The 12,194-nt window shown below is 40.5% G+C and carries 9 protein-coding genes and 1 riboswitch; of the genes, 2 read left to right on the forward strand and 7 right to left on the reverse strand.

All coding sequences use genetic code 11. From position 1 onward, the window contains the following. Positions 1-91: 91 nt before the first annotated feature. The gene (locus tag MKL51_RS04510; RefSeq protein ID WP_017481811.1) at positions 92-2,248 is read left to right on the forward strand and encodes a TonB-dependent siderophore receptor; all 2,157 of its coding nucleotides are present in this window, start codon (positions 92-94) and stop codon (positions 2,246-2,248) included. A 60-nt stretch (positions 2,249-2,308) separates the two neighbouring features. Here the strand turns inward: MKL51_RS04510 and MKL51_RS04515 are convergent, their stop codons facing one another. The 5 genes from MKL51_RS04515 to MKL51_RS04535 all read right to left on the reverse strand — a co-directional run bounded on the left by MKL51_RS04515 (position 2,309) and on the right by MKL51_RS04535 (position 9,197). Continuing rightward, positions 2,309-2,884, reverse strand: a complete 576-nt coding sequence (locus MKL51_RS04515) for a TMEM165/GDT1 family protein (RefSeq protein WP_005066819.1) — start codon at positions 2,882-2,884, stop codon at positions 2,309-2,311. Between the two features lie 15 nt (positions 2,885-2,899). Further along, a riboswitch (yybP-ykoY riboswitch) is annotated at positions 2,900-3,085 on the reverse strand. 36 nt (positions 3,086-3,121) lie between these two features. After that, positions 3,122-3,400, reverse strand: coding sequence for a hypothetical protein (locus MKL51_RS04520; RefSeq protein ID WP_005066815.1), 279 nt, complete (start codon positions 3,398-3,400; stop codon positions 3,122-3,124). A 146-nt stretch (positions 3,401-3,546) separates the two neighbouring features. After that, positions 3,547-5,535 (reverse strand): 2-oxo acid dehydrogenase subunit E2, encoded by a 1,989-nt coding sequence (locus tag MKL51_RS04525; protein ID WP_017481812.1) that lies wholly within the window; start codon positions 5,533-5,535, stop codon positions 3,547-3,549. A gap of 2 nt (positions 5,536-5,537) precedes the next feature. After that, the gene (gene aceE, locus MKL51_RS04530) at positions 5,538-8,255 is read right to left on the reverse strand and encodes a pyruvate dehydrogenase (acetyl-transferring), homodimeric type (protein ID WP_014207931.1); all 2,718 of its coding nucleotides are present in this window, start codon (positions 8,253-8,255) and stop codon (positions 5,538-5,540) included. A gap of 249 nt (positions 8,256-8,504) precedes the next feature. Continuing rightward, the gene (locus MKL51_RS04535) at positions 8,505-9,197 is read right to left on the reverse strand and encodes a M23 family metallopeptidase (RefSeq protein WP_016142757.1); all 693 of its coding nucleotides are present in this window, start codon (positions 9,195-9,197) and stop codon (positions 8,505-8,507) included. A gap of 100 nt (positions 9,198-9,297) precedes the next feature. Between MKL51_RS04535 and MKL51_RS04540 the strand changes: the two genes are divergently transcribed. Beyond that, a complete protein-coding gene (locus MKL51_RS04540; protein ID WP_017387570.1) occupies positions 9,298-9,744 on the forward strand; it encodes a DciA family protein in 447 nt (148 codons plus the stop codon). A gap of 97 nt (positions 9,745-9,841) precedes the next feature. Here the strand turns inward: MKL51_RS04540 and lpxC are convergent, their stop codons facing one another. Continuing rightward, on the reverse strand, positions 9,842-10,744 hold the full coding sequence (gene lpxC, locus MKL51_RS04545; RefSeq protein ID WP_002121967.1) for a UDP-3-O-acyl-N-acetylglucosamine deacetylase: 903 nt from the start codon (positions 10,742-10,744) through the stop codon (positions 9,842-9,844). A gap of 110 nt (positions 10,745-10,854) precedes the next feature. Then, positions 10,855-12,030: a cell division protein FtsZ gene (gene ftsZ / locus MKL51_RS04550; RefSeq protein WP_002121912.1), complete on the reverse strand. Its 1,176-nt coding sequence runs from the start codon at positions 12,028-12,030 to the stop codon at positions 10,855-10,857. Positions 12,031-12,194 lie beyond the last annotated feature (164 nt).

Here is a 12,194-nt window from a genome sequence, read left to right on the forward strand (position 1 = left end):
AAATGAATCATAATGTTATTTAAAATTACCCCACAATAAATTAAAATAATTCTCATTATCAAATTTACTTTTTGTGCTGCTTAGGCCTCCCATGAATCAACCCTTCCGTTTTTCAACATCAAAAACATTGTTAGCAGTTGCTATTTTTACTTCGATGACAGCAAGTCACGCTGAAGAAATAACAGAACAACAAAATTCGACCAGTGTTCTCCCCACGATTTCTGTTAAAGCGCAAAAAGAAAGCACTTCACCTTATGTCGCAACGAAAGCAAACTCTGCCTTAAAATCAGATGCACCCTTATTTAAAACTGCTCAGTCGGTTTCGGTAGTAACCCGCGAGCAACTTGACCAAAAACAAGCAAAAACTTTAGCAGATGCCCTTGAAGGCGTTGCAGGTGTTGGAGCTGGGAAACTTGGTCGTCGTGGTTGGGATGATTTCATTATTCGAGGACAAACTTCTTCTGATTCAGTTTATGTAGATGGTTTAAGAGTAGGCCAAAATACGTATGTTGCTACTGAGTTATCAGGCATGGATCAGGTACAAGTTTTAAAAGGGCCTGCCTCTATTAATTTTGGTTTGGTTGCTCCAGGAGGTATGGTCAACTTAGTGACTAAACGCCCTCAAGCTGAAAGCTTTGCTCGGGCCACTATGACTTATGGCAGCTACAACCTTAAAGAAGGAACGTTCGATTTAAACTATAGTCCTAATAATAGTGAAAAAGGTGCTTTCCGTTTAAATGGTCGTATCTCTGACCAAGATGACCCAACAGATTATGTGTATTTTAAAAATTACTACATCTCTCCCTCTTATAACTTTGAATTAGGGGATAACACTGATCTATCTGTCATCGCAAGCTATCAGCATCGCGAATACATCCGTCAACAAGGGTTACCTGTCATTGGTACATTAAAAGATAACCCTAACGGCGCTATAGACCGAAGTTTATATATTGGCGATCCTAATTTTGGTAAATATGAGGCCGATGTTTACCGTACAGGTTATACCTTTAAATACGCTTTTGATAACGGTTGGAACTTTAATCAGAACTTTGCCGTACAAAAAACTGAAATGGATGGTACCGCTGTCTTTGCTCGCACGGGTAACAACTTTTGGGCAAAAAACAAACAAGGTGAAATCGACTACACAACCATTAGCCGTAAAAATAATAGCCGCCACCAAATTATTGATAATTTAAGCTTTGCCATCGATAACCGTTTCAATAAACAGTTTGATTTATATGGCATGCAACACGACCTTAATATTGGGGTAGATGCTTTTCAGGAAAAAAGTGACTACACCAATGATAAATACGATATTGGCGATTTAAATATCTATAACCCCGTTTACGGTCAAAATGTAAAATTGACTCAAAATGTTCGTGATATCAATCGTCTCAAATATTTAGGGCTTTATTTACGTGACCGCATTCAGCTTAATGACCAATTACTTTTAAGCTTATCTGGTCGTCAAGACTGGGCACAAACTCAAACCACAAGTTTGGTGACTGGCAGTACAAGTAAACAATCAGACAATGCATTTACGGGCAGTGCCTCTGTCATGTATACCCTTAATGACATTGTGGCTCCTTATGTCAGCTATGCCACTTCATTTACCCCAAATAGCGGTACTGATGTAAATAATAATCCGTTCAAACCTGAAGAAGGGAAACAGGTTGAAGTCGGAATGAAATTACAAAGCCCAGATCAACGAGTTCAAGGTGCTATCGCTTGGTACGATTTAAAACGTCAAAATGTTTTAGTCACTGATACTGCGAATAGTGGCTATAAAGTACAACGTGGCGAACAGTTAACTCGCGGTATTGAAACTGAGCTAAGCGCAGAAATTTTAGAAGGTTTAAAATTAACAGCTGCCTATACCTACACAATTGATGCTGAAATTAGTAAAGATGCAAACGCGAGCAATGTAGGAAAAGCACTCGACAATATTCCTGAGCATGCTTACAGCCTGTCGGCTCGTTATAAATTTGACCCTGCCTCAAAACTTGGTTGGTATGTCGGCGGTGGATTCCGAGGTGAAACCTATAAAACTATGGATAAGTTAGATGTCCATATTCCAGGCTATACCGTATTTGATACAGAAGCTGGCTATGATGCAGGACATTGGGGTGCTCAACTTGCGATCCGTAATCTATTCGATAAAGATTATTATACAGGTGCCTTAAATGAAAATTTGGTGACTTTAGGTAATCCACGTCAAATTAACTTTACTATGAAATTTAACTATTAAAATTACCTATAAAAAAACGCACTCTATTCGAGTGCGTTTTTTATAGCAGCTTTAAATGCCTTAGAAGAAGTAATACTGTATTAAAGTAGAGATACCTACAATTAAGAAAATAGCGGCACCAATTTTATGAATGAGCGAGATGGGTAAACGTTCAGCCAGTTTATTACCAATAAATACAGCGGGTGCATTGGCAATCATCATACCTATTGTTGTACCAAGCATAACCCAGAAAATGCTGTCATAACGTGCCGCTAAAGCCACTGTTGCAATTTGAGTCTTATCACCAATTTCTGCTAAGAAAAACAAGATAAAGGTTGCACCAAAAACACCAAATTTTTGCCATTTATTAATACTATCTGTTTCATCATCGAGCTTATCTGGAATAAGCATCCAGAACGCCATACCAATGAAGCCAGCGGCAAGGACCCAGACTAAAATTTCGGGGCTCAGCACGGTTGTAATCCACTGTCCAAGTACAGCAGAAATACCATGATTAATTAGAGTAGCTAAAAGAATCGCAATAAGAATAGGGATTGGCTTACGGAAACGTGCAGACAGTAAAAGGGCCAATAATTGGGTTTTATCGCCCATTTCAGCGAGGGCAACAATTGAAGTAGAAATCAGAAATTCTTGCATGTCGTTTCTCTGGCTAGCATAAATGCCTATGACCTACCCCTCCTGCTAGCCAAATATCTGCAGAGTGGTAAATCAAAGGTCTTGCCAACTCGGAAACGATGAGACGTTTAAGCTATGATGACCATGTTCTGTTGAACAATTATGTTGATCATCACCTATTCATTTAGAAATGAATAGCGGCTACTCCCCAATGAAGTATGCGTTTATTATATTCGAGTAGTTCTATTTTTCAAACATTCAGGCAAAAAATTTTATCCACGCCCAAACCAATAATCGTCCTAGACCCAATAGTAAAGCTAAACAAATACTTAAGTTAATAAATCCAAAATGATTAATGCCAGTTACGTGCTGAGACTGAAATTCAAATGGCAAAATAAGCATTGCTACAAATACTTCCAAGCCCATTGTAACGTAGGTCATCCATTCCCAAGGAAAGTGTAAAACACTCACCCACAATCCCATTAATAAAAATACAATTAATAGAATCGGCACCATGATTTTTAAAAATCCTACCATTTATTCTTTCTCCTTTACCGACTAACGAGAAATTTCTCCTCTCTCGACACTTCATTTTTCGTCTTTAGATTAACTTAAAACCAATTAAATTAAATATCAAAATAAAACCCCGCCGAAGCGAGGTTTTAATGATTCATTTAAAAATATTAGATTAATAAAGTACGAATATCTTTAAGAAGTTTCGTAAGCTTATTAGTAAAGCGAGCCGCATCTGCACCATTAATTACACGGTGGTCATAAGATAATGACAATGGCAACATCAAGCGTGGATCAAAGTCCTTACCATTCCAAACAGGCTGCATCGTTGCAGGTGAAATACCCAAAATTGCAACTTGCGGCCAGTTCACTAGTGGTGTAAATGCTGTACCACCAATTGCGCCCAAACTTGAAATGGTGAAATTCGCACCTTGTAAGTCTTTTGGTGTTAATTTCTTATCACGTGCTTTTTGACCCAACACACCCAATTCAACTGCAATTTGCTTAATTGATTTTTGGTCTGGGTTACGAAGTACTGGCACAGTTAAACCATCAGGTGTTGCTACCGCAATTCCCATATGGATTTCATTGCGCAAGAGCACTGATTTACCGTCATCAGATAGATGACCTGCAAACTCACGCTCTTCTTTTAACAAGTACGCAACCGCTTTGATAATGAATGCCATAATCGTCAGGCTGATACCTTCTTTTTTGAAGTTACCTTTTAACTCATTACGCCAATCTTCCAACTCAGTAATGTCAGCTAAATCAAATTGAGTGACTTGCGGAATAAAGTTGTTCAACGACAATTGCGGAATTGATACTTGCTGCAAACGTGTCAGTACTTTTTCTTCTACGCCACCAAACGCAGTGAAGTCAGGAAGCTTTGGCAAACCCGAAACCGCTGGTGCCGCCGAAGCAACTGGTGCCGCTTGCGGGGCAGTTAAACGAGTCTTCACATACGCAAAGATATCTTCTTTAACAACACGGCCATGTTCACCAGAAGTTTTAACTTGAGATAAAACTACACCAAGTTCACGAGCAAGCTTACGCACAGCTGGTCCTGCATAAACTTTAGCGTTTTCGGCTTCTTGTTCTTTGGTTAATTTATCATTACCAGAAGAAACAGGAGCAGATACTGCTTGAGTCGGAGCAGGCGTTGCCGCTTTAGGTGCTGCTGCCTGTGGAGCTGGAGCTGATTCTGCTTTCGCCGCTGGTGCAGCAGCAGGTGCTTGGCCTTCAGCTTCAATTGTTGCCAGCAATACACCTTGTGAAACTTGTTGGCCTGCTTGCAAGTGAATTGCTTTCACAACACCAGCAACAGTACTTGGAACTTCCACAGTTGCTTTATCTGACTCAACAACAACAAGGCTTTGGTCTACATCAACTTTGTCACCAACCTGAACCAAGATTTCAGCAACAACTGCTTTATCTACACCCAAATCAGGAACGTTAATGTCAACTGGTCCAGATTGAGTAGCAGTCGATGCTACAGTTTCTTGCTGAGTTGGTGCAGGTGCTGCCGCCGGAGCTGCTGTTGTAGAAGCAGGAGCTTCTGCTTGCGCACTTGATGCAGATGTTGTTTTTACTTTAATGAGCACAACACCTTCTTTAACTGTATCGCCTTCTTTAACTTGAATGCTTTCTACAGTACCTGCAACACTGCTTGGTACTTCTACAGTTGCTTTGTCAGACTCAACCACAACGATGCTTTGTTCAACATCAATCTGTTCGCCAACTTTTACTAAAATTTCACCAACTAGTGCTTTTTCAACACCAATATCGGGAACTTGAACTTCAACCACTTGGCTAGTGGTTGCCGTTGCTGGTTGAGCAGCAGTTGAAGGCTGTTGAGCCGCTGCCGGTGCTGCTGTTTGTTCAGCTGCTGGTGCAGCTTTTGGAGCTTCTTCTGCTTGAGCTGCTGGTGCAGCACCCTCAGCTTCAAGTTCAAGCAATACCGTACCTTCAGCTACGCTATCACCTTCTTTGATTAAGATGCTTTTTACCACACCTGCTGAAGTGCTAGGCACTTCAACAGAGGCTTTATCTGACTCAAGCAAAACAAGGCTGTCATTTTCTGCAATGCTGTCGCCAACTTTTACTAAAATTTCAGCAACAACTGCTTTATCTACACCAATATCAGGGGTCTTAATTTGCATGCTTAGTTCCCCTCACCTGTTTGCGTTTCATTATATTCAGCAACTGCCTGAACTTCTGGATGCGCTTGAGGAGCCCATGCCACTGGACGGTCAGTATCTAACTCAAAGTTAGAAATTGCGTCTTTAACTAAACGTGCGTCCACTTCACCTTCGTCAGCTAATTTTTTCAAAGTAGCAACAACGATATGTGCAGCATCAACACCAAAGAAACTACGTAAATTAGCACGTGTATCTGAACGACCGTATCCATCTGTACCTAATGCAACAAATGGGCGACCATCTGGAAGATACGCACGGATTTGTTCGCTGTAAGCACGCATATGGTCTGTTGCTGAAACAACGATACCTTCTGTGCCACGTAACTGTTTAGATACCCAAGACTCTTTCACTTCTTCAGAAAGTGGGTGTAAACGGTTGTATTCTTCACATGCCATACCATCACGTGACAACTCATTGAAGCTTGTTACGCTCCAAACGTTTGAATGGATTTGGTATTCATCACGTAAGATTTTCGCAGCTTTGATTACTTCACGAAGAATTACACCTGAACCAAGTAATTGGACAGTTGCTTTTTCATCTTTTTCGAACAAGTACATACCACGTTTAATGCCTTCCTCAGCGCCTTCAGGCATTGCAGGATGCTCGTAGTTTTCATTCATTACAGTTAAGTAGTAGAACACACGCTCTTGGTTCACATACATACGTTTTAAACCGTCATGCACGATTACAGCTAACTCATAACCAAAACATGGATCATAAGATACACAGTTTGGAATAGTGTTCGCCAAGATATGTGAATGACCATCTTGGTGCTGTAGACCTTCACCGTTCAACGTTGTACGACCAGCAGTTGCACCCAACAAGAAACCTTGAGCTTGCGCATCACCTGCTGCCCATGCAATGTCACCAATACGTTGGAAACCAAACATTGAGTAGTACATATACATTGGAATCATTGGCAAGTTATTCGTTGAATAACTTGTTGCCAACGCAGCCCATGCACTCATCGCACCAGCTTCGTTAATCCCTTCTTGAAGCATGTGACCATCACTTGCTTCACGGTAATGCATTAACTGTTCTTGGTCTTCTGGAGTATATTTTTGACCGTGAGCAGCATAAATACCAAGCTGACGGAACATACCTTCTAGACCAAAAGTACGTGCTTCATCTGGAACGATTGGTACTACGCGGTCTTTAATCGCTTTTTCTTTGAGTAAAGAAGCAATTAAACGAACCATCACCATAGTGGTAGATTGTTCTTTACCACCTGAACCATTTAATACAGCATCAAATACAGATAATTCAGGAATCGCTAAAATTTCACTCTCTTTACGACGTGCAGGTAGGTAACCACCTAACGCTTCACGACGCGCCTTCATGTACTTCATTTCTGGAGAGTTTTCACTTGGGCGATAGAATGGAAGCTCTTCTAACTTATCGTCTGTAAATGGCAGGTTAAAACGATCACGTACATATTTTAATGAATCGATCTGCATTTTTTTGATTTGGTGAGTTTTGTTCACCGCTTCAATTTCTTCAGACAAACCGTAACCTTTAACAGTTTTCGCAAGAATAACTGTTGGTTGACCTTTAGCTTTCATTGCTTCTGCATAGGCAGCAAACACTTTGTAAGGGTCATGACCACCACGGTTAAGATTATCGATATCTTCATCGCTTAAATCTTTTACAAGTTCCGCAGCTTCTGGGTACTTACCAAAGAATTTTTCACGCGTGTATGCACCACCTTTCACTTGATAGCGTTGGTATTCACCATCAACTGTCTCTTCCATTACCGCTTTCAAAGCGCCTGAGGTGTCTTTTGCAAGAAGTGGGTCCCAATGACGGCCCCATACCACTTTAATTACGCGCCAGCCTGCACCACGGAATAAAGATTCTAACTCTTGAATGATTTTACCGTTACCACGTACAGGACCATCTAGACGCTGTAAGTTACAGTTAACAACCCAGATAAGGTTATCAAGCTTTTCACGACCAGCAAGTGAAATAGCACCAGTACTTTCTGGCTCATCCATCTCACCATCGCCAAGATAAGCCCAAACTTTACGATCTTCTTCTTTGATCAAGCCACGGTTCATCAAATATTTTTGAATATGTGCTTGATAAATCGACATGATTGGACCAAGACCCATTGATACAGTTGGGAATTGCCAATAGTCAGGCATTAAATATGGATGCGGATAGCTTGGTAAACCGTTACCGCCAACTTCACGGCGGAAATTACTTAACTGTTCTTCAGTTAAACGTCCTTCAAGGAATGAACGTGCATAAATACCAGGAGCACAGTGCCCTTGGTAATAAATCATATCTCCGCCAAAGCTATTGCTGTTTGCGCGGAAGAAATGGTTAAAACCTACGTCATATAATGTTGCACTTGATGCGAAGCTCGCCAAGTGTCCACCTAAATCATCACCTGTTTTATTCGCGCGAAGTACCATTGCTAAGGCATTCCAACGAATCAATGCACGAATACGGCGTTCCATATCTTGGTCGCCTGGCATTGCAGGTTGTTCTTCAACAGAAATTGTATTTAAGTAAGGTGTATTGAGACGTTGAATTGGAACATGCTTAGCAATTGCTTGTTGGTAAAGTTTTTCCAACAAGAATGCCGCTCGTTCAGTTCCCATATGTTGTAAAACTGAATCGAATGCATCTTGCCATTCTTGGGTTTCTTGTGCGTCGGAGTCACCGTAAAACGCCATAATTCACCTGTTCCTTGTTCTCTAATCTACTTTGTATTTTTACCACGTTTTACCCCTTTCAAGTTATTGCCTCGGGTGAATGTGAGGGGGCCCTATTATTTTCTGAATGAATAGTCATTGACCGAGCAGTAAACAAAATAACAAAAAAACGCCAATAATGGCGTTTTTTTATACAATCTTTGCGTTAAAAAAGGTTTAGCTTAGTTTTAGATTCATAAATTTAATAACCTTACCTTTTTAACTATGCTTTTATGGAAGCATCGCTAAGTAAGTAGTTGGGTTCTTACGTTGACCGTCTTTTACTACTTCATAATGCAAATGTGGACCAGTACAGCGACCTGTACACCCTACATTAGCAATATGTTCACCGGCAGAGACTTGGTCGCCTACACGTACCATTAGACGTGAAGCATGAGCATAACGCGTTAAATAACCATTGCCGTGGTTAATTTCAACATATTGACCATAGCCAGTGCCCCAGCCAGATTTAGTTACAATACCTGGGCCTGTAGCATAGATTGGCGTGCCACTCGGAGCAGCCATATCTAATCCGCCATGATGTTCTGCACGGCCACCCATAGTGCGGCCACCAAAGTTTGAAGAAACTCGTACAGTATCAGGAAGAGGGTGAGAAACTAACCAAGAGTAAGAATTTGAAGAAGAGGCATTAAAAGAATTCTTTGCGGTCGCATTACCGTACTTCTTTGCAAGCGACTCATTGTTGAGTTCAACTGTTTTTTGGCGTAAGGTCACTGAAACTTTCGCACTCGCCGGAAGATCTAAATCGTCAGGATGAGTATATGAACCTTGAGATAATGTTTTTGATAGCTGTTCCAATCGATCTGAGTCAGTAGATTGGTTAATTGTTTGATAATCTGCAAAAGCAACCGATGCTGCCGAAGCGGCAAGTGAAAACGCTAATAAAATACGACGCGTGTGCATAAAAACCTCTTGAAACTGTTCTTACTCAAGTTCCTTATGATCTCTTCCTTGATATCGATTGAAATGAACGCTTAAGATTAAGACAAGAATCCATCCGAGAATGACCATGTCTAAACCCGATAACGTTTTTCAACAAACCGGAAAACACATAAAAACAGGAAACCTTACGTTTCTAACAACGCAAGTCGCGCAATGGCAAAGACTTACGAAAATTATCCAACCCTTATTGCCCCAACCGGAACAATGGCAGGTCGTGTGTTATCAAAATGGCTCTTTAATCATTACTGGTGAAAATCAAGCGATGATTAGTCAACTCAGCTATTTACAGAACCAATATGTATCTAAATTATCTCAGCTTGAAGGGTTAAAAGACTTACAACGAATTCAGGTCCGATTGAGAAATAAAAATATTCCAAATGTACCCTCATCTGAGCCATCTAAACCCATTCCCCCGGAAACACAAGAAATGTTACGTAGTGCAGCCGACTTCGTGAGCGACCCTAAGCTTAGCCAAGCTTTACTACGTTTGGCAAGCAATAAAAAATGACGAGCTTTCTATTTCTTAATTAGAATCATTATTATTATGTGATTATAATCACACTTTTTAATGTTACATTATAACATAGCCAAGTAAAGACAAGGACTTATGTCACGCTCACATATGGAATTGGACATTGACTCTCGTCATCAAATGTTACAATTTCATAATTACTCGGATCACTTTGAACATTGCGTAACAACTGATTATTTAAAGCATGTCCTGATTTATAGCCATCAAACTTGGCAATAATTTGATGACCAAGCAAATACAAATCACCTACTGCATCTAAAATCTTATGTCTAACAAATTCATCAGCGAAACGTAAACCTTCTTCGTTGACGACCCCTGTATCATCTACACCAATTGCATTATCTAAACTTGCGCCTAGTGCTAAATTATTTGCCTTCAGGTAATCCAGATCTTTCATGAAACCAAAAGTACGTGCCTCACTGACTTCATAAACAAAAGTTTCGGTCGAAAAATCGATAGTCGCAGATTGATATTCTTTAGCAAATGCCGGATGGTCAAAATCAATCGTGAAATTTAATTGAAAACCATTGTGAGGGCTAAAAATTGCTTTCTTATCATCGATGAGTGCTTCAACTGGTTTTAATATTCTTATGAATTTTTTCGGCGCATCCAGTTCACGCAATCCACCTTGCATTAAGAGGTAAATAAATGGACCGGCACTACCATCCATAATTGGAACTTCAGAAGCAGATACCTCAACAATCAGGTTATCAATTCCTAAACCTGCAATCGCACTCATTACATGCTCAATTGTTCCTACTTTTATATCTCCAGTTACCAAGTTGGAGCACATAAAAGCTTCTTGAATGAGCAATGCATTAGCAGGGATATCGACTGGCGGATCCAAATCGATACGGCGAAATACAATACCTCCATCCACGGTATGTGGAATGAAATTGATCATCACTTTTTGACCGCTATGAAGACCTATTCCACTCGCTTTTACCACACGATTGAGAGTACGCTGTTTCACCATGCTTTGTAACTTCTTTTTTAAAACCGCTATACGTTAGCATATTTAGTCATTGATCAAAAATAAAAAAAGGCAGTGTTTAAACACTGCCCTTCATTCAATCTAACGATAATTTACTTACGTTGCTGATTTTTCAAGTAATCTTGAATACTCATTGGAGAAGAACGCGGAGTAGAACTTGCTGTGCTACTGACTTCATTATCGGCGTTTTGACGCTTATTAATTGCAGGAACGTCATCTTCATCAACAGATTGAGCTGATTGAGACGATGCATGGCTTACCGTATTACGTTTTCTTGGTTCAGCGTCTGCTGCATTACGAGTTAAACCAGTTGCAATCACTGTTACACGTAATTCATCACGTGCATCTGGATCAAATACTGTACCGTAGAAGATTTCACCTTCATCAAGGTCAACAATCTGGTTCACAACGTCAGTAATGATTTCAGTCTCACGTAGCGTAATATCATCACCACCCGTAATATTAATTAACACGCCTTTGGCATTAATAATATTTACGTTATCAAGTAATGGACTACGGATCGCTTGTTCAGCAGCTTGACGCGCACGATCTTCACCACGACCTAAACCAGCACCCATCATTGCGTAACCGCGAGTACTCATTGCAGTTTTCAAATCGGCGAAGTCAAGGTTAATGTGACCACGGTTAACAACCAAGTCAAAGATACTACGTACAGCGTTTAACAATACATCATCAGCTTTTTTATAAGCATCTTTCATTGAAATATCGCCATATACGCTTAATAAGCGTTGGTTAGGGATAATAATCAATGAGTCAACATGTGCTTCAAGTGCTTCAATACCACGTTCAGCAGACTTTAAACGACGACGGCCTTCAAAGTTAAATGGAGTTGTAACTACGCCAACGGTCAAAATGCCCATTTCTTTGGCAACTTCAGCCACAACAGGCGCTGCACCAGTACCCGTACCACCACCCATACCAGCGGTAACGAAAACCATATCCGTACCTTCAAGGTGGTGACGGATGATTTCACGGCTTTCTTCTGCTGCAACTTGCCCTACTTCAGGGTTAGCACCAGCACCTAGACCACGTGTACTTTGCTCGCCTAACTGAATTTTGAAAGGTGCATTCATACAGTCCAGTGCTTGTTTGTCTGTATTGGCACAAACGAATTTAACACCTTGAATATCAGACTGCACCATATGTTGAACGGCATTACCGCCACCACCACCTACACCAAATACAGTGAAACGGGCTTGACCGTTGCCATCGTTTAGTTCATCTTCTATAAATTCAAATGAGGCCATGACCTTTAGGGTTCCTAATACATTATGGCAGTCACTTCAGCCCGTATACTGCCTTGATTTTCAAAAATAACTAATTTTAAGAATGCTGTGCAATACCAACCTTGTCAAGTACAGCGGTTTTCTCTTACAACTTCCTAACAATTCTACCAATAAATACATACATC

This window comes from Acinetobacter sp. AOR18_HL (genome assembly GCF_027855145.1).
In the GTDB taxonomy this organism is placed as follows: domain Bacteria; phylum Pseudomonadota; class Gammaproteobacteria; order Pseudomonadales; family Moraxellaceae; genus Acinetobacter; species Acinetobacter pittii.

What these genes read in the sequence shown, in the direction of transcription:
- MKL51_RS04515 (WP_005066819.1), bottom strand. Translation starts at nt 2,884, where the DNA reads ATGCAAGAATTTCTGATTTCTACTTCAATTGTTGCCCTCGCTGAAATG.
- MKL51_RS04525 (WP_017481812.1), bottom strand. Translation starts at nt 5,535, where the DNA reads ATGCAAATTAAGACCCCTGATATTGGTGTAGATAAAGCAGTTGTTGCT.
- lpxC (WP_002121967.1), bottom strand. Translation starts at nt 10,744, where the DNA reads ATGGTGAAACAGCGTACTCTCAATCGTGTGGTAAAAGCGAGTGGAATA.
- MKL51_RS04535 (WP_016142757.1), bottom strand. Translation starts at nt 9,197, where the DNA reads ATGCACACGCGTCGTATTTTATTAGCGTTTTCACTTGCCGCTTCGGCA.
- MKL51_RS04540 (WP_017387570.1), top strand. Translation starts at nt 9,298, where the DNA reads ATGACCATGTCTAAACCCGATAACGTTTTTCAACAAACCGGAAAACAC.
- ftsZ (WP_002121912.1), bottom strand. Translation starts at nt 12,030, where the DNA reads ATGGCCTCATTTGAATTTATAGAAGATGAACTAAACGATGGCAACGGT.
- aceE (WP_014207931.1), bottom strand. Translation starts at nt 8,255, where the DNA reads ATGGCGTTTTACGGTGACTCCGACGCACAAGAAACCCAAGAATGGCAA.
- MKL51_RS04510 (WP_017481811.1), top strand. Translation starts at nt 92, where the DNA reads ATGAATCAACCCTTCCGTTTTTCAACATCAAAAACATTGTTAGCAGTT.
- MKL51_RS04520 (WP_005066815.1), bottom strand. Translation starts at nt 3,400, where the DNA reads ATGGTAGGATTTTTAAAAATCATGGTGCCGATTCTATTAATTGTATTT.